Origin of the sequence: Streptococcus mitis (assembly GCF_002096815.1) — a bacterium.
Lineage (GTDB): Bacteria > Bacillota > Bacilli > Lactobacillales > Streptococcaceae > Streptococcus > Streptococcus mitis_AD.
On sequence record NZ_NCVJ01000021.1, the window covers coordinates 186668 to 212337 of the forward strand.

The 25670-nt window shown below is 36.5% G+C and carries 22 protein-coding genes and 1 pseudogene; 20 read left to right on the forward strand and 3 right to left on the reverse strand.

Going from position 1 to position 25670, the window contains the following annotated elements; all coding sequences use genetic code 11:
- Positions 1 to 30 precede the first annotated feature (30 nt).
- From B7696_RS07615 to B7696_RS07650, 9 genes are all read left to right on the forward strand, one after another.
- Entirely contained in the window at positions 31 to 687 is a 657-nt protein-coding gene (locus tag B7696_RS07615; protein WP_020902046.1) for a DUF443 domain-containing protein, read from the forward strand.
- Between the two features lie 129 nt (positions 688 to 816).
- Positions 817 to 1113, forward strand: a complete 297-nt coding sequence (locus tag B7696_RS07620) for a DUF4176 domain-containing protein (protein ID WP_020902045.1) — start codon at positions 817 to 819, stop codon at positions 1111 to 1113.
- A gap of 400 nt (positions 1114 to 1513) precedes the next feature.
- A complete protein-coding gene (locus B7696_RS10220) occupies positions 1514 to 1672 on the forward strand; it encodes a Flp family type IVb pilin (protein WP_192856314.1) in 159 nt (52 codons plus the stop codon).
- Positions 1673 to 1700: 28 nt separating this feature from the next.
- Positions 1701 to 2219: a hypothetical protein gene (locus B7696_RS07625; protein ID WP_020902043.1), complete on the forward strand. Its 519-nt coding sequence runs from the start codon at positions 1701 to 1703 to the stop codon at positions 2217 to 2219.
- A gap of 164 nt (positions 2220 to 2383) precedes the next feature.
- Positions 2384 to 2608 (forward strand): hypothetical protein, encoded by a 225-nt coding sequence (locus B7696_RS10580; protein WP_020902042.1) that lies wholly within the window; start codon positions 2384 to 2386, stop codon positions 2606 to 2608.
- Positions 2609 to 2722: 114 nt separating this feature from the next.
- Positions 2723 to 3445 (forward strand): hypothetical protein, encoded by a 723-nt coding sequence (locus B7696_RS07635; RefSeq protein WP_020902041.1) that lies wholly within the window; start codon positions 2723 to 2725, stop codon positions 3443 to 3445.
- 578 nt (positions 3446 to 4023) lie between these two features.
- Positions 4024 to 10518, forward strand: a complete 6495-nt coding sequence (locus B7696_RS07640) for a S8 family serine peptidase (RefSeq protein ID WP_084863058.1) — start codon at positions 4024 to 4026, stop codon at positions 10516 to 10518.
- A gap of 668 nt (positions 10519 to 11186) precedes the next feature.
- On the forward strand, positions 11187 to 12101 hold the full coding sequence (locus B7696_RS07645; protein WP_020902038.1) for a DUF6287 domain-containing protein: 915 nt from the start codon (positions 11187 to 11189) through the stop codon (positions 12099 to 12101).
- A gap of 251 nt (positions 12102 to 12352) precedes the next feature.
- Entirely contained in the window at positions 12353 to 12670 is a 318-nt protein-coding gene (locus B7696_RS07650) for a hypothetical protein (protein WP_020902037.1), read from the forward strand.
- A gap of 31 nt (positions 12671 to 12701) precedes the next feature.
- Here B7696_RS07650 and B7696_RS07655 read toward each other — a convergent pair.
- Positions 12702 to 14580, reverse strand: a pseudogene (locus B7696_RS07655) (N-acetylmuramoyl-L-alanine amidase).
- Positions 14581 to 14631: 51 nt separating this feature from the next.
- On the reverse strand, positions 14632 to 15540 hold the full coding sequence (locus tag B7696_RS07665; RefSeq protein WP_049487917.1) for a LysR family transcriptional regulator: 909 nt from the start codon (positions 15538 to 15540) through the stop codon (positions 14632 to 14634).
- Between the two features lie 102 nt (positions 15541 to 15642).
- Between B7696_RS07665 and B7696_RS07670 the strand changes: the two genes are divergently transcribed.
- From B7696_RS07670 to B7696_RS07685, 4 genes are all read left to right on the forward strand, one after another.
- The gene (locus B7696_RS07670) at positions 15643 to 15873 is read left to right on the forward strand and encodes a YqgQ family protein (RefSeq protein WP_070528059.1); all 231 of its coding nucleotides are present in this window, start codon (positions 15643 to 15645) and stop codon (positions 15871 to 15873) included.
- Complete coding sequence (locus B7696_RS07675; RefSeq protein ID WP_084863062.1) at positions 15873 to 16253, forward strand: rhodanese-like domain-containing protein; 381 nt, start codon at positions 15873 to 15875, stop codon at positions 16251 to 16253. Before B7696_RS07670 ends, B7696_RS07675 begins: the two co-directional genes overlap by 1 nt.
- Before the next feature lie 163 nt (positions 16254 to 16416).
- A complete protein-coding gene (locus B7696_RS07680) occupies positions 16417 to 16644 on the forward strand; it encodes a hypothetical protein (protein WP_049492311.1) in 228 nt (75 codons plus the stop codon).
- A 165-nt stretch (positions 16645 to 16809) separates the two neighbouring features.
- Complete coding sequence (locus B7696_RS07685) at positions 16810 to 17037, forward strand: hypothetical protein (protein ID WP_084863064.1); 228 nt, start codon at positions 16810 to 16812, stop codon at positions 17035 to 17037.
- Between the two features lie 39 nt (positions 17038 to 17076).
- On the opposite strand, the gene B7696_RS07690 is transcribed toward B7696_RS07685, so the two are convergent.
- Positions 17077 to 17802: a 16S rRNA pseudouridine(516) synthase gene (locus B7696_RS07690; protein ID WP_084863065.1), complete on the reverse strand. Its 726-nt coding sequence runs from the start codon at positions 17800 to 17802 to the stop codon at positions 17077 to 17079.
- Positions 17803 to 17963: 161 nt separating this feature from the next.
- Between B7696_RS07690 and typA the strand changes: the two genes are divergently transcribed.
- The 7 genes from typA (at position 17964) to pyrE (ending at position 25471) form a co-directional block, all read left to right on the forward strand.
- Positions 17964 to 19805: a translational GTPase TypA gene (typA, locus tag B7696_RS07695; protein WP_000164108.1), complete on the forward strand. Its 1842-nt coding sequence runs from the start codon at positions 17964 to 17966 to the stop codon at positions 19803 to 19805.
- Between the two features lie 19 nt (positions 19806 to 19824).
- Positions 19825 to 20079, forward strand: a complete 255-nt coding sequence (locus B7696_RS07700; protein WP_020903498.1) for a DUF3165 family protein — start codon at positions 19825 to 19827, stop codon at positions 20077 to 20079.
- Between the two features lie 115 nt (positions 20080 to 20194).
- A complete protein-coding gene (gene murD / locus B7696_RS07705; RefSeq protein WP_084863066.1) occupies positions 20195 to 21547 on the forward strand; it encodes a UDP-N-acetylmuramoyl-L-alanine--D-glutamate ligase in 1353 nt (450 codons plus the stop codon).
- Position 21548: 1 nt separating this feature from the next.
- Complete coding sequence (locus B7696_RS07710) at positions 21549 to 22607, forward strand: UDP-N-acetylglucosamine--N-acetylmuramyl-(pentapeptide) pyrophosphoryl-undecaprenol N-acetylglucosamine transferase (protein ID WP_084863068.1); 1059 nt, start codon at positions 21549 to 21551, stop codon at positions 22605 to 22607.
- Between the two features lie 9 nt (positions 22608 to 22616).
- The gene (locus B7696_RS07715; protein ID WP_084863070.1) at positions 22617 to 23870 is read left to right on the forward strand and encodes a cell division protein FtsQ/DivIB; all 1254 of its coding nucleotides are present in this window, start codon (positions 22617 to 22619) and stop codon (positions 23868 to 23870) included.
- A 233-nt stretch (positions 23871 to 24103) separates the two neighbouring features.
- Positions 24104 to 24799: an orotidine-5'-phosphate decarboxylase gene (pyrF, locus tag B7696_RS07720; protein ID WP_084863072.1), complete on the forward strand. Its 696-nt coding sequence runs from the start codon at positions 24104 to 24106 to the stop codon at positions 24797 to 24799.
- Between the two features lie 39 nt (positions 24800 to 24838).
- On the forward strand, positions 24839 to 25471 hold the full coding sequence (gene pyrE / locus B7696_RS07725) for an orotate phosphoribosyltransferase (protein ID WP_084863074.1): 633 nt from the start codon (positions 24839 to 24841) through the stop codon (positions 25469 to 25471).
- Positions 25472 to 25670: the final 199 nt, after the last annotated feature.

Here is a 25670-nt window from a genome sequence, read left to right on the forward strand (position 1 = left end):
AGGTATTAAATCAATTCAGAAAGTGTTTGGGTGGTAAATGTGAAAATTAATTTTAGAGGATTGGATGTTGCTTATTTTGATGTGTTAGAGATGGGAGAGAAAAAGTACGTTCTCGATTCCAACTCCACGACACCAAAGAGTTATTACTGGGGATTTTCCCCTGAAAATCTTGAAGTTGATTTGATAGAACTTGATAGTAAGAATAAAAATTTTGATAAAAAAATTAAGATGGGACCCTCAGGAATGCGTATGGTATATATTGGTTTTAGTCTTCTTCTGTATAGAGTAGTAACATCAATTTTTAGATATTATGATATTAGTCATCATCTGCATTTAAAAGTATCTTTATTTCTCATATCTATTTTGGTAGCCTATATTGTCTATCAAGGTATTTTAATCAAATCAAGGAAGGAGATTTCAAGTCGTTTATCACAGGAAAAGAAGAGGTTTAAAATAGTCTTTCAGAATAATAAGAAAAAAAGACAATTCCATGCTTATCTATTTCCCATTTTACATACAATTGCTTTCTCTTTTTATATGGGACTAGATGATGGAACAGAAGCTGCAATTCTAGTGTTGAATGGTTTGTTGGCCTATCTATTTATTTGGATTGAATCTGGCGTTATTCCATTGACTTATGCTTATCAACAGAAATACCTAGAATTTAAAGAACTGAAAAAGCTATAATGTAACTGATAACGAAATTCAGAAAGTATTTGGGTTTTGAATGATGCATTTAAAGTTCAAGACTGCTTATACGATGGTGTATAGTATTGTAGAATTAAAGAAATTATAAATTGAAAGGAAATCAAATAAATGTCTATTTTGCCAATTGGAACAATTGTTTATTTAAAGGAGGGAAGTCAAAAACTAATGATTCTCAATCGTGGGGTTACTATAGAACAGAATGGTGAAAGTGTTTTGTTTGACTATTCTGCAGCTTTTTATCCAATGGGACTAAACCCAGAACAGTTGTTTTACTTCAATCGTGATGATGTAGATAAAGTGGTTTATAAAGGCTATAGTGATGAAGAAGAAGAACGGTTCGCCGAGATTTATCAACGTTGGCTTGATGAAAATGCAACAACAATTAAAAAGGGTGTAACAAAATAATGTGCATCTGTAAAGATTGTTAAAAAAATCACTATTCTTTAAATAAAAATCAAAAACGAGGAGTTACTTTAATATTAAAACAACTCCTCGTTTTTTTGTCTGTTCTATGTCGTAAGATGAATTAGCGTGGTCATAAGCCTAAATTCATGATACAAAAATATAGCTTTGTTCCTATGGGACGAGGATTGTTTTGATATTGTGGTATAATAGAACGAGAACGTTTTCTTTCTAGTACCTTGAAAATTCTATATTTTTGGCTTGTTTATCTGTTCTGCTATTTATAAAAAATATATCCTATCCCTCACTGTCAACTTCAACCCACATGATGTGGCTTTCTTGTTGATTGACTACAAGGGTAGGAGAAAGCATTGAGAAAATTGGAGATTGTGTAATACCGTTAGTGAATAAATTAGATAGATTTTTAGGGTGTGCTAAATTTGCAAAAGCGTTACCATATGGATTGGGAGCAGCACTTGACTTTGCAGGGCAATTGTTAGGTAGTGAAGAACTTGGAGATGCAGTTAATGGATTGTTCTCGGGATTAGGTAGTATATTTTAATTAATAAATTAACGGAGAAATTTTAATTATGAAAATATATATTGGTTATTTGGATTCGAAATGGATTTATTTTGATGAAGAAAACGAAGTATTTCAATATCAAAATCAAAAAAATAGTTCTAATTGGATTATGGTTGCTGCTCCACTTGCAGTCTTTCTTTTAAAAGGAATTGCAAGTGCTTTAAATTCAGCCATAGGTACATTATCGTATACGCTTAATCTCGGTATTGCAATGATTGGAACTCTGATAGTTTGCGGAATGTTGATGATAACGAAGGCGAGAAAAAAATATCCGAGAACTGCTTGGAAAACAGTTGTTTTGAAGGAAAAAGATCTCAAAACACTATTAGTAAAGGTGATTTCAATTTTTATTATTAAGATTCTCTTTATTATTTTAGGGATTTATTTTTTGGTTACTTATATTAGAGAAACTGATTTTTTATGTCTGTTGATATATCTACTTGCTTTTGCTTGTGTTATACATTTTCATCAGGAATTTAAGACAAGTAAAATTAAAAAAATATTGAAAAACAAAAAATATTGTTAAATGGTTTGGCATCGGTAGTGCTATATTGTTAATCATGACCTACGCTATTGTAGTACTTGCTTATTTGTTAGAGAGATGAGGTATAGATGTCAGACGTTAGTATTGTTGAAGTAGAAGAAGTGAACCTAAGTATATCAGATATTCAGATGAAGTAGGAGAACTATATGACAGATTTGAAGCTTTATTTTTTGTTGCTATTTGCACTTTTATTACTCTGTTCATTTGTATTTTTCTTTTTCCGTTATTTTTACAAAAGAGAACTAAGGATTAAAAATTTATCTACTGCATGTATTGAGTGGGTTGGGAAATGTAGCAGACGAACAGATTTGTCAAAAAGTATATCCTTCATGTTAGGAGCTTATAGAGGATATGCTGGAAATGTTTTATAGATATCCCAGTTTATTTTAAGAGTTATCCTTTCTCTGTAACAGATGCAGCTAAGGATGCCTTCATAAAATATATATGAAATTGGTGAAGGCTTGCAAACGATAGGAGTGGAGTTGATGGTAAAGAAAAATAGAAAAAATAAAGCAAAGATTACTGATATAGAAAAAGAAAGATACCATGGTCCTTTGATCACACATGGTGTCAGTTTAGGTTATATTAAATTATATCCATGGATTGCTTTAGCATTAACTGGTTTTCTGTATGTGGGTGGAACTTATGAAGACAATCTAGGCATCTTTAAAGGACTTTCTTTGTTTTGCGGTGTTGTGAATATATTAGGTATTATCATTTCTTTTATTCCCTATTTGGTAAACGCATGGAAGAATTTAACATATTATTTGATAGCCCTTACAGTGTTAAGCTTAGTGATAGTTACAAATTTTATTTGTTTACTAATAGTTATTTCAGACGGTAGTTCTATAGGAGCTAAGGAGATATATCAATCCCCTCTCACTCCATTTTATGTAATATTGATGATGTTACTTTTTATCTTTGCTTGTGGCCTCTATGCTTGGTACTATATCCCAAAGAATCAGGGGAAAGTCTGGGCCTTTAATCAAGTAAAAGGAGGAAGTAGAAAGAAAACATGGTGGAATAATTTTGCTATAGCTTTTGCTGGGGCAACAATCATTCCCGCACTCCTAACAGGCTATATTCAGATTGCTTTTGGTGTTTTATTGGGAATTTTATTTACTTTGACCCTGCCAGCTGTAATAGTAGATGCGGTTTATGCAGCTATTTATATAAAGAAGCACCCTGATAGCGATGGATTAGTTTAGAAATGAAACCGTTTGTAAATATCTAAGAAAGGTGCACTTAATTTGCCATTCAAGGGAGATGAAAATTTCTTGACTTCTATACTATAATTGAAATCTCCGATTTAGCTCAGTCGCTAGAGCAAGAGAGTCGTAAAGCCTAGGTCACAGGTGAACATATGACTGAGGATTTGAAAAATTAGATATGTAGAAAATAACCGTTAAGCCTAGTTCTTATCGGTTATTTATTTTGTTTAATAGTATTGTTATTGCATCAATGATGTCTGTCTTTGTGATTCTGGTAGTGCTTCAACTTACTTGCTATTATTTTTGATGGTGTGAATGTGCTGATAATGTATTCCAGTTAACTACGAAATTTTTATATCTTTTTTAACACATATTAAAAATAAAATTAATACCCCTTAATTTTTCTTGACTTAAATTTTTTTAATTGATATACTATTTTTCAGAGAGCTAACAATTATATATAAATGTACTACTCTATTTCCTAGATAATACTTAGTAAAACTTTTTATAACAAAGGCTAGCAAAGTTAAAGTTTTCTATCTATTGGAAGTTAAATAAATATGTAAGGAATTAAAATGAAAAAAAGTACAGTATTGTCATTAACCACAGCTGCAGTTATTTTAGCAGCATATGTCCCTAATGAGGTAGTCTTAGCAGATACATCTAGTTCTGAAGATGCTTTAAGTATCTCTGATAAAGAAAAAGTAGTAGTAGGTAAACAAAAAGAAAACAAAGAAAAACATGAAGATATTCATAATGCTATAGAAACTTCAAAGGATACTGAAGAGAAGAAAACAACAGTTATTGAGGAAAAAGAAGTTGTTAGTAAAGAATCTGTGATAGACAATAAAACTAACAATGAAAAAGCAACAATCAAAAAAGAAGATTCCAATCAATACAAAGGAGATAATGCAAACTCGTCTGCAAGTAAAGACACAGAAAATCCCAAAAAAGAAGATAGACTTGTCTATATTGCTGAATTTAAAGATAAAGAATCTGGAGAAAAAGCAATCAAGGAACTATCAAATCTTAAGAATACAAAAGTTTTATATACTTATGATAGAATTTTTAACGGTAGCGCTATTGAAACAACCAAAGATACTCTGGACAAAATTAAACTAATAGAAGGTATTTCATCGGTTGAAAGGTCACAAAAAGTCCAACCTATGATGAATCATGCTAGAAAAGAAATTGGAGTTGAAGAGGCAATCGATTACCTAAAATCTATCAATGCACCATTTGGGAAAAACTTTGATGGTCGGGGTATGGTTATTTCAAACATCGATACGGGGACAGATTATAGGCATAAGGCTATGAGAATCGATGATGATGCCAAAGACTCAATGAGATTTAAAAAAGAAGACTTAAAGGGTACTGATAAAAATTTCTGGTTGAGTGATAAAATTCCTCATGCTTTCAATTATTATAATGGTGGTAAAATTACTGTAGAAAAAGCTGATGATGGAAGCGATTATTTTGATCCACATGGGATGCATATTGCTGGGATTCTTGCAGGAAATGATACTGAAAAAGATATCAAAAACTTTAACGGCATAGATGGAATTGCTCCTAATGCACAGATCTTCTCTTATAAAATGTACTCTGACGCAGGATCTGGCTTCGCAGGAGATGAAACAATGTTTCATGCTATTGAAGATTCGATTAAACACAATGTCGATGTTGTTTCGGTATCATCTGGCTTTACAGGAACAGGTCTTGTAGGTGAGAAATATTGGCAAGCTATTAGAGCGTTAAGAAAAGCAGGCATTCCAATGGTTGTAGCTACAGGTAACTATGCGACTTCTGCTTCAAGTTCTTCATGGGATTTGGTGGCAAATAATAATCTGAAAATGACCGACACTGGAAATGTAACACGAACTGCAGCACATGAAGATGCGATAGCAGTTGCTTCTGCTAAAAATCAAACAGTTGAGTTTGATAAAGTTAAGATTGGAGGAGAAAGTTTTAAATACAGAAATATAGGGGCCTTTTTCGATAAGAATAAAATCATAACAAACGAAGATGGTTCAAAAGCTCCTAGTAAATTGAAATTTGTATATATAGGCAAAGGTCAAGATCAAGATTTGATAGGATTGGATCTTAAGGGCAAAATTGCAGTAATGGATAGAATTTATACAAAGGATTTAAAAAATGCTTTTAAACGAGCAACGGATAAGGGCGCACGCGCCATTATGGTTGTAAATACTGTAAATTACTACAATAGAGATAATTGGACAGAGCTTCCAGCTATGGGATATGAGGAGGATGAAGGAACTACTAGTCAAGTTTTCTCAATTTCAGGAGATGATGGTGTAAAGTTATGGAACATGATTAACCCTGATAAAAAAACTAAAGTTAAAAGAAATAATAAAGAAGATTTTAAAGATAAATTGGAGCAATACTATCCAATTGATATGGCAAGCTATAATTCTAATAAACCGAATGTAGGTGACGAAAAAGAGATTGACTTTAAGTTTGCACCTGACACCGACAAAGAACTGTATAAAGAAGATATTATAGTCCCAGCAGGGTCTACATCTTGGGGGCCAAGAACAGATTTACTTTTAAAACCGGATGTTTCAGCACCAGGTAAAAATATTAAATCCACTCTCAATGTCATTAATGGTAAATCAACTTATGGTTATATGTCAGGGACTAGTATGGCAACTCCAATCGTGGCAGCTTCTACTGTTTTGATTAGACCAAAGTTAAAGGAAATGCTTGAAAGACCTGTATTGAAAAATCTTAAGGGAGATGACAAAATAGATCTTACAAGTCTTACAAAAATAGCCCTACAAAATACTGCACGTCCTATGATGGATGCAACGTCTTGGAAAGAAAAAAGTCAATACTTTGCCTCACCTAGACAACAGGGGGCAGGGCTAATTAATGTGGCCAATGCATTGAGAAATGAAGTTGTAGCGACTTTTAAAAACACGGATTCTAAAGGCTTGGTAAATTCTTATGGTTCTATTTCTCTTAAAGAAATAAAAGGAGATAAAAAATATTTTACAATTAAGCTTCACAATACATCAAACAGACCTTTGACCTTTAAAGTTTCAGCATCAACTGTAACTACAGATGCTCTAACTGACAGACTCAAACTGGATGAAACATATAAAGACGAAAAATCACCAGATGGGAAGCAAATTGTTCCAGAAATCCACCCAGAAAAAGTCAAAGGAGCAAATATTACATTTGAGCATGACACTTTCACTATAGGCCCAAATTCTAGCTTTGATTTAAATGCGGTTATAAATGTTGGGGAGGCTAAAAACAAAAATAAATTTGTAGAATCATTTATTCATTTTGAATCAGTGGAAGAAATGGAAGCTCTGAACTCCAACGGGAAGAAAATAAACTTCCAACCTTCTTTATCGATGCCTCTAATGGGATTTGCTGGAAATTGGAACAAAGAGCCAATCCTTGATAAATGGGCCTGGGAAGAAGGTTCAAAATCAAAAACAATGGAAGGTTATGATGATGATGGTAAACCGAAAATTCCAGGAACCTTAAATAAGGGGATTGGTGGAGAACATGGTATAGATAAATTTAATCCAGCAGGAGTTATACAAAATAGAAAAGATAAAAATACAACATCTCTAGACCAAAATCCAGAATTATTTGCTTTCAATAACGAAGGGATCAACGCACCATCATCAAGTGGTTCTAAGATTGCTAAAATTTATCCTTTAGATTCAAATGGAAATCCTCAAGATGCTCAACTTGAGAGAGGATTAACACCTTCTCCACTTGTATTAAGAAGTGCAGAAGAAGGATTGATTTCAATAGTGAATACAAATAAAGAGGGAGAAAATCAAATCGACTTAAAAGTCATTTCGAGAGAACACTTTATTAAAGGAATTTTGAACTCTAAGAGAAATGATGCAAAGGGAATCAAATCTTCTAAACTAAAAGTTTGGGGTGACTTGAAATGGGATGGACTCATTTATAACCCTAGAGGTAGAGAAGAAAATGCACCAGAAAGCAAGGATACTAAAGATCCTGCTACTAAGATAAGAGGTCAATTTGAACCGATTGCGGAAGGTCAATATTTCTATAAATTTAAATATAGATTAACTAAAGATTATCCATGGCAGGTTTCCTATATTCCTGTAAAAATTGATAACACAGCCCCTAAGATTGTTTCGATTGATTTTTCGAATCCTGAAAAAATTAAGCTGATCACAAAGGATACTTATCACAAGGTAAAAGAGCAATACAAGAATGAAACTTTATTTGCTAGAGATCAAAAAGAACATCCTGAAAAATTTGACGAGATTGCCAACGAAGTTTGGTATGCAGGAGCCGCTCTTGTTAATGAAGATGGAGAGGTTGAGAAAAATCTTGAAGTAACTTATGCAGGTGAGGGTCAAGGAAGAAATAGAAAACTTGACAAAGACGGAAATACCATTTATGAAATTAAAGGTGCAGGAGATTTAAGAGGAAAAATCATTGAAATCATTGCACTAGATGGCTCTAGTAATTTTACAAAGATTCATAGAATTAAATTTGCTGATCATGCTGATGAAAAGGGGATGATTTCCTATTATCTAGTAGATCCTGATCAAGATTCATCTAAATACCAAAAGCTTGGCGAGATTGCCGAATCTAAATTTAAAAATTTAGAAAATAGAAAAGAGGATAGTCTTAAAAAAGATGCAACTGAAGTAGAACATCATCAAGACAATGAAGAGTCTATCGAAGAAAAATCTAGCTTGACTATTCATAAAACTATTTCAACAATTAGAGAGTTTGAAAGTAAAGACTTGAAGAAACTCATTAAAAAGAAATTTAGAGAAGTTGATGACTTTACAAGTGAAACTGGTAAGAGGACAGAAGAATACGATTATAAATACGATGATAAGGGAAATATCATTGCGTATGACGATGGTAGTGCCTTACAATATGAAACTGAAAAACTTGACGAAATCAAATCAAAAATTTATGGTGTTCTAAGCCCGTCTAAAGATGGACACTTTGAAATTCTTGGAAAGATAAGTAATGTTTCTAAAAATGCCAAGGTATATTATGGAAATAACTATAAATCTATAGAAATCAAAACGACTAAGTATGATTCCCACTCAAAAACGATGACATTTGATTTATACGCTAATATTAATGATATTGTGGATGGATTAGCTTTTGCAGGAGATATGAGATTCTTTGTTAAAGATGATGATCAGATAAAAGCTGAAACGAATATTAGAATGCCTGAAAAAAATAAGGAAACTAAAACAGAATATCCCTATGCATCAAGTTATGGGAATGTAATAGAATTAGGAGAAGGAGATCTTTCAAAAAATAAACCAACCAATTTAACGGAAATGGAAACAGGGAAGGTCTATTCTGATTCGGAAAAACAACAATATCTATTAAAGGATAACATCATTCTAAGAAAAGGCTATGCACTAAAAGTGACTACCTATAATCCTGGAAAAACGGACATGTTAGAAGGAAATGGAGTCTATAGCCAGGAAGATATAGCAAAAATACAAAAGGCCAATCCTAATCTAAGAGTTTTATCAGAAAAAATAATTTATGCTGATAGTAGAAATGTTGAAGATGGAAGAAGTACTCAATCAGTATTAATGTCGGCTTTGGACGGCTTTAACATTGTAAGGTATCAAGTGTTTACATTTAAAATGAATGATAAAGGGGAAGCAATCGATAAAGATGGAAATCTTGTGACAGATTCTTCTAAATTGGTATTATTTGGTAAGGATGGTAAAGAGTACACTGGGGAGGATAAATCCAATGTAGAAGCTATAAAAGAAGATGGCTCTACGTTATTTATTGATGCAAAACCAGTAAATCTTTCAATGGACAAGAACTACTTTAATCCATCTAAATCTAATAAAATTTATGTACGAAATCCAGAATTCTATTTAAGAGGTAAGATTTCTGATAAGGGTGGTTTCAACTGGGAGTTGAGAGTTAATGAATCAGTTGTAGATAATTATTTAATCTATGGAGATTTACACATTGATAACACTAGAGATTTTAACATTAAGCTTAATGTTAAAGACGGTGACATCATGGACTGGGGAATGAAAGACTATAAAGCAAATGGATTTCCAGATAAGGTAACAGACATGGATGGAAATGTTTATCTTCGAACTGGATATAGCGATTTGAATGCGAAAGCGGTTGGAGTACACTATCAATTTTTATATGATAATGTTAAACCAGAAGTAAAGATTGATCCTAAGGGAAATACTAGGATCGAATATGCTAATGGAAAATCTGTAGTCTTTAATATCAATGATAAAAGAAATAATGGATTCGATGGTGAGATTCAAGAACAACATATTTATGTAAATGGAAAAGAATACAAATCATTTGATGATATTAAACAAATAGCAGATAAGACACTAAACATTAAGATTCTTGTAAAAGATTTTGCAAGAAATACAACCGTAAAAGAATTCATTTTAAACAAAGATACGGGTGAGGTAAGCGAACTAAAACCTCATACAGTAACTGTGACCATTCAAAATGGAAAAGAAATGAGTTCAACGATAGTGGCGGAAGAAGATTTCATTTTACCTGTCTATAAGGGTGAATTAGAAGAAGGCTATCAATTTGATGGTTGGGAAATTGCTGGTTTCGAAGGGAAAAAAGATGCTGGTTATGTTATTAATGTGTCAAAAGATACCCTTATAAAACCTGTATTCAAGAAAATAGAGGAGAAAAAGGAGGAGGAAAATAAACCTACTTTTGATGTATCCAAAAAGAAAGACAACCCACAGGTAAATCCTAGTCAATTAAATCAAAGTCATAGAAGAGAGGACTTACAAAGAGCAAATCATTCACAAAAATCTGATTCAACTAAGGATGTTACAACTACAGTTCTTGATAAAAACTTTGAAAATAAGAAGGAAGTCTATCTTAATAAACAAGCGAACATAGCTAATAAACATACTAACATTGATAGTAAGTCGGATACTAACCATTCTGATAGGTTGCCAAAAACCGGAACAGTTAGAGCAGTTCTTACACCATTCATTGCTGGAATATTGTTTATAGTAGGAGCGCTTCTTGGATTGAAGAAAAAAGATCAAGATTAAGACAAAATCTATAGAAAAGATGTTTATGTGTTGAGATTAGATACTGTGATGGTTAAACAGTTTGCTGACAATTACTATTTAATACTTAATTCTTAAGTTTACATTGATAATTATACTCTTTTAGAATGTATTAATGGACTTCATTTAGATAACAAAAAATCTTCTTATTACAGATAAGAAGATTTTTTGAATTTTACCAATTTCACAAAATACGGTATCGAACTATATATTAAAAATTGTGCTTTTACAATTGTAGTAAAAACTCAAGATTTATTTGATGAAGTACAGACTAATTTTCTCAAATTGAATCCTAACAAGCGTGAAATAATATCTTGATTTAATCACTTTTTGGTTATTTATTTTAAGTATAGTCTATATGCAATATGATAAGTAAATACGCCTATTATAATTTTTATAAATATAAGTGAATAATACGAAAGAATAGCTACCTTTGATTATCATAGTTAGACTATAAAAATATATAAAATTCTTAAAAATTATGGTATAATTTATGTTAATAAACTCGATATAGAGTTTAATGTATGATTCTATTGATACCAATATTTTAGGATTAGTTGCTTGGTTTTCTTTTGAAAATCCTTCCATTCATGGATACTGACAAATTTTGTGAATTTGTTTAAAATATAGTGAAAAATGGGAGGAATACTATGACTAAGAAAAATTTTGAAGAGGAAAATGATCCTAAAACAACTGTCTCGAAGGGAGTGAAAGGATCTTCTCCAGCTACAATTAGGAGAAAGTTTTTTAAAATAAAAGTCTATATTGGCATTGCCATTAGTCTTTTGGTTGTTGCAATCCTAGCAAGTCTCTTCTTGTTCTCATCTAATAAGGCAAATAAAGAGTCAAGTCCAGTATCGTCTGTAACTTCAACGAAAGAGTCAACAAGTCAAACATCTACAATCCAAGGAAAAACAGATGAGTCTGATAAAGATAAGCAAGAGAAAATTCAGAAACTCAAGGATCAACTGACTGATTTAGACACCAAGATTACTGAAGCAGAAGTACTTGTTAGTAAGCTAAAAGAAGAAACTGCTGTTCCAAAACTGGATATTGAAGCACTAAGAAATAATGATTTATCTAGTTTGAAAGGCACATGGCGTACACCGTCGGGCAATGAATATGTCATTAATGAGTCTGGTGAAATTTATATAACTAGCTTTAGAGATGGTCAAAAATTTGAATATACTGTTGAATTGGACAATAGTTACTCTCATCTGAAAAATCGAAGTTCAGATTCCAAATTTAAAGAAATTGAAAGTCTAAGTGCACATACTAAAGGTTCTGTCGCTGGAGGATTTGTGGTAGTTGCCGTACCAAGTGGAGTTGTCATGCAACCTGGTGATGATGGAAAACTAACAGATAAAAGCAATCATGACGAGGATAGACTGTTTGCAGGACAGCAGTATGAAGCGATGTTGTCAAGACCAGAAGATGTTTATTATCGTGTAAAGCCAGATACTAGTAAACTTGAGGAAGAGGAGAAGAATTTAGCTCAACTACAGGCTGAACGCGAAGCAATCAAAACTTCTCTAGAATCTAAGGAAAAGAAAAATAATAACTAGAGAAAACTAGTTTAGAATCTAACTTTCGATTGTTTTAGTTCAGAAATACTGTTGCAATCGCTAGAATGAAGAAGCTCATTAGGGCTTCTTTTCTTTTATCTTAACACTTCAACCACTTAGACTGATATAGAGACCAGATAGGCAAAAGAACTTGTTCTTGAAACTGACCTCTGCTATAATGATTTTTGTAAGGGACGTGAAGGGTCGATATCAGATAACTCAAGTTCCTAAAAAAGAAATTGGAGATAAAAATGAAAAAATTATTAGGTATTGGATTCTTGCTAGTTTCAGCTTTGGTTTTGTATTTTGCTTCTGTTGGATGGCCAAGTTTGGATGTCAACCTATGGTCACTGATTCCGGTAGGACTGTTCCTCTTTTTCACTCTAGAGAATTTTTTGAAAAAAGACTACAAGGCTAGTCTGATGTGTTTAATTATTGCTTTTATCATTGCAAATGCAATTTTAGACCTTTTGCCAATTTCAAGTGGCTTGGTAATTGGAGCGGGCGTACTAGCTTGCATTGGTATTGGATACCTCTTTCCTGATAAAGATACAAAAGAAGACAAATAGAAAAGGCCTCGAGATTTCTCGAGACCCTTTTTTACTTACCAGCGTAATATTTTTGAATTCCTTTCACGATACCTGCTACAAGCTTATCTTGATAGTGGCTATCTCGAATCTGTTGATTTTCAGCGAAATTATCTATATAACCTAGCTCTAGGAGGACGGCTGGTTTAGCAGTTTCTCGAAGAACGGCAAAGCTTCTTTCCAATAAACCAGCATCTTTAGCACCAGTTTCAGCTAACAATGAAGAGTGGATAGCGGCTGCAAGACGCTTGCTCTCACTCATACGGTCAGGATGGTTATGCCAGTATGGGTTGATTTTACTTGGATAATCAGGATCATCACTATAGGAATAGGTTTGAATACCGCTAGCTCTAGAGTAGGCGCTACCAGTCGCATTGAAGTGAATACTAATAAAGATATCAGAGTTAGTCTTGTTAACCATACGAGAACGTTCTGTAACAAAATCTACATCAATATCACTATCACGTGAAGTGAGAACTTTGTAGCCAAGTTCTTCTAACTTTTTGCGTAATTTACGATACACCTGCATGTTGAGGTCTTTTTCAGCGATATTGTAATAGTATGCACCTGAGTCTCTTCCCCCATGTCCAGGATCCAAAAAGATGGTTTTACTGTATTGGCCTTTTACAAAACCAACTTCTTTTGAGACCTCAGAAATCCATTGACCATTTTTGTGGAACAGATGATCTTTACCGTCAATTTTGTAAGTTCCGGAAATATAATGTCCATTATCATCTAAGTAGTAGCGGGCCTTATAAGTGTCGTCGTAAATCCACTCTTTTTTAGCCATATAACCACCAGCTTTGAGGTAATAAGCTCCAATCCATTCTTTTGATGCATACATTCCACCATGCTTCAAAAAGAACCAGCTATTATAATTTTTATCAAATATCCATTCATTATCAGCCATAGCCCCATTGGTTTTTAGATAATAGCTTCCCGACCATTTATCGGCTAACATAGCTCCATCTTGAGCAAAAGAATACCAAGAACCGCTGATTTTTTCCCATTTGTTTTGGACAAATTTTCCAGATGCGTTCGCATAGAACCAGGTATCTTTAATTTTTACCCAGCTATTTTCAGCCATAGCACCACTATTATTAAATAGGTAGCCCTTAAATGTAGTTGAGCTCAACATGATTCCCTTTTTATCAAAGTAGTACCAAGAACCATTGACTTTCTCCCACTTGTCCTGAGAAATTTTTCCAGAGGATGTTGCATAGTACCAATTTTGGTCGATTTTTGCCCAGCCGTTTGTGGCCATAGCACCACTTTTGGTCAGTAAGTAGCTGTCAAAAGTAGTATTACTAAGCATGATTCCATCTTTGTCGAAGTAATACCAAGAATCAGCAATTTTTTCCCATTTATTCTGAGAAATTTTTCCTGAAGAACTAGCAAAGTACCACTTTCCATTGATGAAGTTCCAACCGTTCTCAGCCATCACTCCATCTTTATTGAATACATAACCATCAAAGGTTGTATTGCTTAGTCGATTTCCATCTTTGTTGAAGTAGTACCACTTTCCTTGGATTTTTTTCCAGTTGATAACAGGTTTATTGTGTTCATAAAATCGCCAGTTATTATTTTCTTCCTGCCAACCTTCTTTGACTTTTTCAACTTTTTTTTCTTCTTTTTTTACTTCCGCTTTCTCCTCTGCTTTAGCGGGAGTTTTTTTCGATTTGTTCTTCTTTGTCATTAACTTTAGAAGAATTGTCTGTTTTTTCAACCTTCTCTTTCGATTTTTCTTGGTTTTCGATTTTTGAAGTACTTGAGTGAGGAATTGTTACATTTTCTCGTACTCCCTCTGCTTTATTTTCTTGAGCATGAGCAGTTGCTTGAGTGTATCCTAAAATAGATAGGGAAACAACACTAGCAAGTATAACTTTTTTCATATTTATCTCCTTTTGTTTTTTTGCTTATTATAATAAAATTTTGCTGATTTCTCAACTATCAAACTGGACTTCTTCTAGTAGATAGTCGATAAAGCGTTCACCCATCTTAGACAAGCTGGTTTTTTCATGCTGGATATAGACCAGTTCAATTGGGTCATCAATATCCAGTGGGATGGAAACGATATTGTCTCCGTTGAGGTTGCTGTTCAAAATTCCTGTCGCAATGGTATAACCGTCCAAACCAATCAAGAGGTTAAAGAGAGTGGCACGGTCGCTGACTACAATAGATTTTTTGTGGTATTCCTGCGAGAGAATCTCTTCTGAAAAGTAGAAGGAGTTGTGAGTTCCTTGGTCATAGCTGAGGTAAGGAAAGTTCTCCAAGTCTTCTAGTTTGACCTTGTCTTTCTTTGCCAGAGGATTGGTCTTGCTGACAAAGATATGAGGTTGAGCTGTAAAGAGATGGTGAGCTAGCAGGTGGTTGTCATCCAGCATTTTGGTTAAAACATCACGGTTGTAGCTGTTTAAGAAGAGGACACCGACCTCACTACGGAAGTTCTTGACGTCATCGATAATCTCCCAAGTCCGAGTTTCACGAAGAAAGAGCTCATATTTCTCCATATCACTTTTCTTGAGCAGAGAGACAAAGGCATTGACCACAAAGGCATAGTGTTGAGACGAAACGCTAAAGAGTTCACGGTGGGCGACAGGATTTTTATAGCGTTCTTCTAGAAGCTGAGTTTGCTCGACAACCTGACGGGCATAAGAGAGGAACTCCATGCCATCACGGGTCAAGGTAATACCCTTAGGATTACGAATAAAAATTTCAATACCCATTTCATTTTCTAAATCTCGAACAGCATTAGAAAGACTCGGTTGGGTGATAAAGAGCTGCTTGGCTGCCTCATTCATGGAGCCAGTTTCGACGATTTTGATAATATAATGTAATTGTTGAATTCTCATGTTTTTATTGTACCACACTTGCGTCAGAATCGCCAAGGAAGATAGGAAAATCAGGAGCATTGTGTGAGTCTCTTCTTGAAAAAAACATAAAATTTTGCTAGAATGAGTCTTATGAAAACATTCTATGATGTGCAGCAATTCCTCAAACGATTTGGTATTATTGTTTACATGGGAAAACGCTTATATGATATTGAACTGATGAAGCTGGAACTCTCTCGGATTTACGATGCAGGGTTGATGGACAAACTAGACTATCTAGAAGCAGAAGCGGTTCTTCGCAGAGAGCACAAGGTAGAATTGGATTATATTGAGAAAAATGGAGAAATGAACTAATGGTTACTTGGATTTTGTTGGCACTTATACTAGCAATGTTGGCGTGGATGGGCTTTAACTATCTCCGTATTCGTCGTGCGGCTAAAATCGTAGACAATGAGGAGTTTGAAGCCTTGATTCGTACGGGTCAATTGATTGATTTGCGTGAACCAGCTGAATTTCACAGAAAACATATCCTTGGTGCACGCAATATTCCTTCAAGTCAGTTGAAGACTAGTCTTGTAGCCCTTCGTAAGGAGAAACCTGTCCTTCTTTACGAAAATCAACGTGCGCAACGTGTCACAAATGCAGCGCTCTATCTGAAAAAGCAAGGTTTCTCTGAGATTTATATTCTTTCTTATGGATTGGATTCTTGGAATGGAAAAGTGAAGACTAATTAACATAAGCTAAATTCTCAAACTAAGTTCCGTTTTGGGTAGACAAGTGGACGTTTCTTTGAGAGAATGCTATGATTAATATGATGAAAAAACGTATAGTATTATATAGACAAAACATATTTCTTTTGATATAATTTAGTGGTAATAATTTTAGGAGTTTTATAATATGAAAGAAAAGAAGAAATCTTCCCTTGTTTTAGGTATCCTATCTATCGTTCTTGGTTTGCTATCTCCAATCGTAGGTCTCGTTTTGGGGATCATTGGTCTAGTCTTGGCTAATTCACATCAAAAAGAATCTGAATTAGACTATAAAACAGAACGAATTCTAAATATCGTAGGAATTGTAGTTTCTGTAATTAACTGGGTTGCAGGACTCCTCTTAATGATGCACTAATCAGGATTCTAACAAAAAAAGCTTTATTTTTAAAAGCTTTTTTGTTTTATCCACTCTTCTCGGTTCAAGAACCGGATAATATAGTGCTAACATTTTTCACCCAATTGATAAAGCCGATTTTTATGGTATTATTCATTTGTGTTTAGTTTAAGGAGTTTTTAGAAAATGCAAGAAAAGAAAAAAAATCCACTTTTTGTGGGTATCTTGTCGATTATTCTTGGTTTGTTATTTCCGTTGGGAGGTATTGGTTTAGGTATTACCAGTTTATTGTTTGCTAACTCACTTCAAAAAGAATCTGGACTAGACTATAAAACAGAAAAAATTATAGCTATTGTAGGGATTGTTCTTTCTGCTCTTAACTGGATTGTTGGAATTATCTTACACATGAGTTAAAGAAGATTAAAAAAGCTTTAAACATAAAGCTTTTTTCTTTTATCCACTTTTTTCTAAATAGTTTTTAACGACTTCCAATTCCTCTGGATTCAAGGGACGGAATTGCCCTTCTGCTAGTTCTGGGGCTAATGTAAAGTCACCGAACTGAACTCGTTTGAGAGAGACAACCTTGACACCAACTGACAGGAACATTTTCTTAACTTGATGAAATTTTCCCTCTGAAATGGTGATAGAGGCTTGGCTGAAAGAAGGACTTGCAGATAGAATCTCTAGCCTAGCAGGTTTACAGACAGTGCCATCTAAAAAGACAATTCCTTTTTGAAAGGCTTGGATATGGTCAGGTGTCAGAAGTCCATTAACCTCAACTTGATAAGTTTTATCAATATGGTATTGGGGATGGAGGAGCTGAAAGCCCAAGGGACCGTTGTCGGTCAAGAGGAGGAGTCCAGTCGTATCTCGGTCCAGTCGGCCAACGGCATAGAGTTTATCAGACTGGATGTCAGGTGGAAGCAGGTCCATAACGGTTGGAAGTTCCTTGTCTTTGTTGGCTGTCACGACACCAGCAGGTTTATGAAGCATGAGATAGCTGTGCTCATAACCTTGAATGATTCGGCCCTGAAAAAGGAGTTCCTGTAACCCTGTATCGATGTTCTGGGCTAGGGAGCGGGCTGGGCAACCATCGACTAGAATTTCCCCTTTGAGAAGTGCTTGTTTCATGGCTTTTCGGCTGATTTTTTCTTGGGCTAATAAATTATCTAAACGCATACTGTGCCTATCTTATCATAAGTTGTATACTTTGAAAAGGCTTGACGTGAAAAGAAAAGCAGAGTGAAAACATTTACACTTGCTTGAGTTATGTTATTTACTTGAAAATATGGTATAATCGTTCAGTTAGAAAATAAATTTTGAATATTATAGAGGAAATCATGACAAAATTAAGAGAAGATATCCGTAACATTGCGATTATCGCCCACGTTGACCACGGTAAAACAACCCTCGTTGACGAATTATTGAAACAATCAGAAACGCTTGATGCACGTACTGAATTGGCAGAGCGTGCTATGGACTCAAACGATATCGAAAAAGAGCGTGGAATTACCATCCTTGCTAAAAATACAGCTGTTGCCTACAACGGAACTCGTATCAACATCATGGACACCCCAGGACACGCGGACTTCGGTGGAGAAGTTGAGCGTATCATGAAAATGGTTGACGGTGTTGTCTTGGTCGTAGATGCCTACGAAGGAACAATGCCACAAACTCGTTTCGTATTGAAAAAAGCCTTGGAACAAGACCTTGTCCCAATCGTGGTTGTCAATAAAATCGATAAACCATCAGCTCGTCCAGCAGAAGTAGTGGACGAAGTATTGGAACTCTTCATCGAGCTTGGTGCAGATGACGACCAGCTTGATTTCCCAGTGGTGTATGCTTCAGCAATCAACGGAACTTCTTCATTGTCAGATGATCCAGCTGACCAAGAAGCGACTATGGCACCAATCTTTGACACGATTATCGACCATATCCCAGCTCCAGTAGATAACTCAGATGAGCCTTTGCAGTTCCAAGTATCACTTTTGGACTACAATGACTTCGTTGGTCGTATCGGTATCGGTCGTGTCTTCCGTGGTACTGTTAAAGTTGGGGACCAAGTTACCCTTTCTAAACTTGACGGCACAACTAAAAACTTCCGTGTTACAAAACTCTTTGGTTTCTTTGGTTTGGAACGTCGTGAAATCCAAGAAGCTAAAGCGGGTGACTTGATTGCCGTTTCAGGTATGGAAGACATCTTTGTCGGCGAAACCATTACTCCGACAGATGCAATTGAAGCTCTTCCAATCCTACACATCGATGAGCCAACTCTTCAAATGACTTTCTTGGTCAACAACTCACCATTTGCTGGTAAAGAAGGTAAATGGGTGACTTCTCGTAAGGTAGAAGAACGCTTGCAGGCCGAATTGCAAACAGACGTTTCCCTTCGTGTTGACCCAACTGATTCACCAGATAAATGGACGGTTTCAGGGCGTGGAGAATTGCACTTGTCAATCCTTATCGAAACAATGCGTCGTGAGGGCTATGAACTTCAAGTATCTCGTCCAGAAGTTATCGTAAAAGAAATCGATGGTGTCAAATGTGAGCCATTTGAACGTGTTCAAATCGATACTCCAGAAGAATACCAAGGTTCTGTTATCCAAAGCCTTTCTGAACGTAAGGGTGAAATGTTGGATATGATTTCAACTGGTAATGGTCAAACTCGTTTGGTCTTCCTTGTTCCAGCGCGTGGTTTGATCGGATACTCAACTGAGTTCTTGTCAATGACTCGTGGTTACGGTATTATGAACCATACCTTCGACCAATACTTGCCATTGATTCCAGGTGAAATTGGTGGTCGTCACCGTGGTGCCCTTGTTTCTATCGATGCTGGTAAGGCTACAACTTACTCAATCATGTCTATCGAAGAACGTGGTACGATCTTTGTCAACCCAGGTACTGAGGTTTATGAAGGAATGATTATCGGTGAAAACTCTCGTGAGAACGACTTGACAGTTAACATCACTAAGGCAAAACAAATGACCAACGTCCGTTCAGCTACTAAGGACCAAACAGCTGTTATCAAGACACCTCGTATCTTGACGCTTGAAGAGTCTCTTGAGTTCTTGAACGATGATGAGTACATGGAAGTAACGCCTGAGTCTATCCGTTTGCGTAAACAAATCCTTAACAAGGCAGAGCGTGAGAAAGCTAACAAGAAGAAAAAATCAGCTGAATAAGAGCTAGAAAGAGATAAAGATGGTTTATTTAATCATAGGAATCCTCTTATTACTACTCTATGTATTTGCGACACCAGAAAGCATTAAAGGGACAGTTAATATCGTCCTTGTCGTCTTTGCTTTCGTAGCACTTTTGATTTTGCTGATGTTGTCTGTTCTGCAAATCTTTCAGCTACCGACAGAATTCTTTATCGCAATCGCCATGCTCTTCCTAGCATACTTTAGCTTGCGAGATATTACCCTCATGTCGGTCCATAAAAGTAAAAAAAGATAAAGAAGAGAGTTTCGGCTCTCTTTTTGCTTGTTAGAATGCTGAATCTGAGCATTTTCGTTTAGAATTATTTCCATAAAAATGGTAAAATAGTAAGAGTAGAAATGGAGTTCGAGACATGAAAGTAATAGATCAATTTAAAAATAAGAAAGTCCTTGTTTTAGGTTTGGCCAAGTCTGGTGAATCTGCAGCTCGTTTGTTGGACAAGCTAGGTGCCATTGTGACAGTAAATGACGGGAAACCATTCGAGGACAATCCAGCTGCCCAAAGTTTGCTGGAAGAAGGGATCAAGGTCATCACAGGCGGTCATCCTTTGGAACTCTTGGATGAAGACTTTGCCCTCATGGTGAAAAATCCAGGTATTCCATACAGTAATCCCATGATTGAAAAGGCTTTGGCGAAGGGAATTCCAGTCTTGACTGAGGTGGAATTGGCTTACTTGATTTCAGAAGCGCCAATTATCGGTATCACAGGTTCGAACGGTAAAACAACCACAACGACTATGATTGGGGAAGTTTTGACTGCTGCTGGACAACATGGTCTCTTATCAGGAAATATCGGCTATCCTGCCAGTCAGGTTGCTCAAACAGCGACAGACAAGGACACGCTTGTCATGGAACTTTCTTCTTTCCAACTCATGGGCGTTCAAGAATTCCATCCGGAGATTGCGGTTATTACCAACCTCATGCCAACTCATATCGATTATCATGGTTCTTTTGAGGAATATGTAGCAGCCAAATGGAATATCCAGAACAAGATGACAGCGGATGATTTTCTTGTCTTGAACTTTAACCAAGACTTGGCAAAAGAATTGGCTAGCAAAACACAAGCTACCGTTGTACCATTTTCAACACTGGAAAAGGTTGATGGAGCTTATCTGGAAGATGGTCAACTCTACTTCCGTGGGGAAGTTGTTATGGCAGCGAATGAAATCGGAGTTCCAGGTAGCCACAATGTGGAAAACGCCCTTGCGACTATTGCTGTAGCCAAGCTTCGTGGTGTGGATAACCAGATCATCAAAGAAACTCTTTCAGCCTTTGGAGGTGTCAAACACCGTCTCCAGTTTGTGGATGAAATCAAGGGTATCAAATTCTATAATGATAGTAAGTCAACCAATATCTTGGCTACTCAAAAAGCCTTGTCAGGGTTTAACAACAGCAAGGTCATTTTGATTGCAGGTGGTTTGGACCGTGGTAATGAGTTTGACGAATTGGTTCCAGACATTACTGGACTTAAGAAGATGGTCATCCTCGGTCAGTCTGCAGAACGTGTCAAACGGGCAGCAGATAAGGCTGGTGTGACTTATGTAGATGCGACTGATATTGCAGATGCGACCCGCAAGGCCTATGAGCTTGCGACTCAAGGAGATGTAGTTCTTCTCAGTCCTGCCAATGCCAGCTGGGATATGTATGCTAACTTTGAAGTACGTGGCGACCTCTTTATCGACACGGTAGCGGAGTTAAAGGAATAATATGAAAAAAATTGTCTTTACAGGTGGTGGGACGGTTGGACACGTGACCCTCAACCTTTTGTTAATGCCCAAGTTCATCGAAGATGGCTGGGAAGTCCACTATATTGGGGATAAACGTGGTATCGAACACCAAGAAATCCTCAAGTCGGGTCTAGATGTAACCTTCCATTCCATTGCGACTGGTAAATTGCGTCGTTATTTCTCTTGGCAAAATATGCTGGACGTCTTCAAAGTTGGATGGGGAATTGTCCAATCGCTCTTTATCATGTTACGACTTCGTCCACAGGCCCTTTTTTCAAAGGGAGGATTTGTCTCAGTACCGCCTGTTATCGCTGCGCGTGTGTCAGGAGTGCCTGTCTTTATTCATGAATCGGACCTGTCTATGGGCTTGGCCAATAAAATCGCCTATAAATTTGCGACGAAGATGTATTCAACCTTTGAACAAGCTTCAAGTTTGTCTAAGGTCGAGCATGTGGGAGCAGTGACCAAGGTTTCAGATCAAAAAACTCCAGAACCAGATGAATTGGTGGATATCCAAACCCACTTTAATCCAAAATTGCCAACAGTGCTGTTTGTCGGCGGTTCTGCAGGTGCTCGTGTCTTTAACCAATTGGTGACAGACCATAAGAAAGAACTGACAGAGCGCTATAATATTATCAATTTAACTGGAGATTCTAGCCTGAATGAGTTGAGCCAAAATCTTTTTCGTGTTGACTACGTGACCGGTCTCTATCAACCCTTGATGGAGTTGGCTGATATTGTTGTGACACGAGGTGGTGCCAATACGATTTTTGAGCTCTTGGCCATGGCAAAATTACATGTCATAGTGCCACTTGGTCGTGAGGCAAGTCGTGGTGACCAAATTGAAAATGCAGCCTACTTTGTAAAAAAAGGCTATGCAGAAGAGCTTCAAGAAAGCGATTTGACCTTGGATAGTTTAGAAGAGAAGCTTTCTCACTTACTAAGTCACAAGGAAGATTACCAAGCTAAGATGAAGGCTTCCAAGGAATTGAAATCTCTAGCAGATTTTTACCAATTGTTGAAAAAAGATTTATCATAAGGAAAGTAAATGTCAAAAGATAAGAAAAATGAGGGCAAAGAAATCCTCGAAGAATTTAAAGAGTTATCAGAATGGCAGAAACGAAACCAAGAATATCTAAAAAAGAAGGCTGAAGAAGAGGCGGCCCTAGCTGAGAAGAAGGAAAAGGAAAGACAAGCACGAATGGCTTCAAAATCTGAAAAGTCAGATGCAACTGAGGACCAAGAGAGTGAATCTGATCCAAAAGACCCCAAAACAGCTAAGGATGATGCCAAAGAAAAAGTAGAAGAGTCAGAAGACGTCAAAAAAGAAGCAGCCAAAGAAGAACCAAAGTCTAAAAAGACAGAGAAAGAGGATAAACGGGATAAAAAAATAGAGAAAAAGCCTGTAAAGGAAAAACCGGTCAAACCGAAAATTCCAGGAGTTCATATCTGGCGGGCTATCTCGATTTTGTTTCTCAGTCTGATTTTATTGGTTGTCTCTGCTTATTTGCTTAGTCCTTATGCGACCATGAAGGATATTCGTGTTGAGGGAACAGTGCAAACTACAGCTGATGATATTCGACAGGCTTCAGGCATTCAGGATTCAGATTATACGATTAACCTTCTGCTAGATAAGGAAAAATATGAAGAGCAGATCAAGTCTAACTATTGGGTTGAATCAGCCCAGCTCGTCTATCAATTTCCAACCAAGTTTACTATCAAGGTCAAGGAATATGATATTGTGGCCTACTATGTTTCTGGAGAAAATCATTATCCAATTCTTTCAAGTGGTCAGCTTGAGACCAGTTCGGTCAGTTTGGTGAGTCTGCCAGAAACTTATATATCAGTTCTCTTTAATGACAGCGAACAAATCAAGACCTTTACCTCAGAACTTGCTCAAATTAGCCCAGAACTCAAAGCAGCCATCGAAAAGGTGGAACTAGCCCCAAGCAAGGTGACATCAGATTTAATTCGATTGACTATGAATGATTCGGACGAAGTCTTGGTTCCCCTTTCTGAAATGAGTAAGAAACTGCCATATTACAGTAAGATTAAGCCACAATTGTCAGAACCGAGTGTGATTGACATGGAAGCTGGAATTTACAGTTACACAGTGGCGGATAAATTAATTATGGAGGCTGAGGAAAAGGCCAAACAAGAGGCCAAGGAAGCTGAGAAGAAACAAAAAGAGGAAGAGAAGAAAAGACTGGAAGAACAGCAGAATAAACTGGAAGAGGAGAAGAAAAAGCTGGAGGAAGAGAGCAATCGAAACCAGACGACCCAGCGATCATCGCGTCGCTAGGGTCTACCTTTTCTCTCATAGTTCTTTAGTGACCATGTTTTTACTTGACAAGTACTAGTAGAAATAATAGAATAGTAAAAAACCTTTAAAGCAGTCCAGAGAGGCAGCTAAGGTTAGACGGTGAAAGGGTGGAGACTACCCATTTTTCGTGGAACCTTGCTGTTGGCAGGTTCCTTTTTTCGTGGCTTCTTGTGGCCAGACTCTCTCACTAGCAAAGGTAAAAGGAGAAACCTATGCGAGAACATCGTCCAGTAATTGCTCTTGATTTTCCTAGTTTTGAGGCGGTCAAGGAATTTCTAGCTCATTTTCCAGAGGAAGAAAGCCTTTATCTAAAGGTAGGGATGGAGCTTTATTACGCAACGGGGCCTGAGATTGTGTCCTACTTGAAAGGTCAAGGTCATAGTGTCTTTTTGGATCTCAAGCTTCATGACATTCCCAATACAGTCAAGTCAGCCATGAAGGTCTTGTCTCAGCTTGGTGTGGATATGACCAATGTTCATGCTGCTGGTGGCGTGGAGATGATGAAGGCTGCGCGTGAAGGTCTTGGAAGACAAGCCAAATTGATTGCTGTCACTCAGCTCACATCAACATCAGAAGCCCAGATGCAGGAGTTTCAAAATATCCAAACCAGCCTGCAAAAGTCTGTCATTCATTATGCCAAGAAGACAGCTGAAGCGGGCTTGGATGGTGTGGTTTGTTCGGCTCAGGAAGTGCAACTCATTAAGCAGGCGACTAATCCAGATTTTATTTGTCTGACACCGGGCATTCGTCCAGCAGGAGCTGCAGTTGGAGATCAAAAACGTGTGATGACACCTGCTGATGCCTATCAAATCGGCAGTGACTATATCGTAGTTGGACGTCCCATTACCCAAGCTGAGGATCCTGTTGTAGCTTATCATGCTATCAAGGATGAATGGAACCAAGACTAGAATTAAAGAAATAGATTAGAAAAACAAAAGGAGAAGACCATGACACTTGCTAAAGATATCGCTAGCCACCTCTTGAAAATTCAAGCCGTTTACCTTAAACCAGAGGAGCCTTTCACTTGGGCATCTGGTATCAAGTCACCGATTTACACTGATAATCGTGTGACTCTTGCCTATCCAGAAACTCGTAGCCTAATTGAAAATGGCTTTGTAGATGCTATCAAAGAAGCCTTTCCAGATGTAGAAGTGATTGCAGGAACTGCGACAGCTGGGATTCCACACGGAGCTATCATTGCTGATAAGATGAACTTGCCTTTTGCCTATATCCGTAGCAAACCAAAAGACCACGGAGCTGGTAACCAAATCGAAGGCCGCGTAGCTCAAGGTCAAAAAATGGTAGTGGTTGAAGACCTTATTTCAACTGGTGGTTCTGTTCTTGAAGCTGTAGCAGCTGCTAAACGAGAAGGAGCAGATGTTCTTGGAGTTGTAGCGATTTTCAGCTACCAATTGCCAAAAGCAGATAAGAACTTCTCAGATGCTGGTGTTAAGCTGTTAACACTTTCTAACTACAGTGAACTCATTCACCTAGCTCAAGAAGAAGGTTACATCACACCAGAAGGCTTAGATCTCCTAAAACGATTTAAAGAAGACCAAGAAAATTGGCAAAATGCCTAAAACATAGAAAATCAGGTAGTCACTAGGATTACCTGATTTCTTTTTTATAGTAGAAAATGAAAAGATTATTTGAATTTCTATAACGTAAGAAAGTTTATCATTTTTAATTATCTCTGTAAAATGATTGAAAGTATGAAATTTCCAAACAAAATATTTGAAAAGTTTTGAAAAAAGAGTTATGATATTTTTGTAATATACA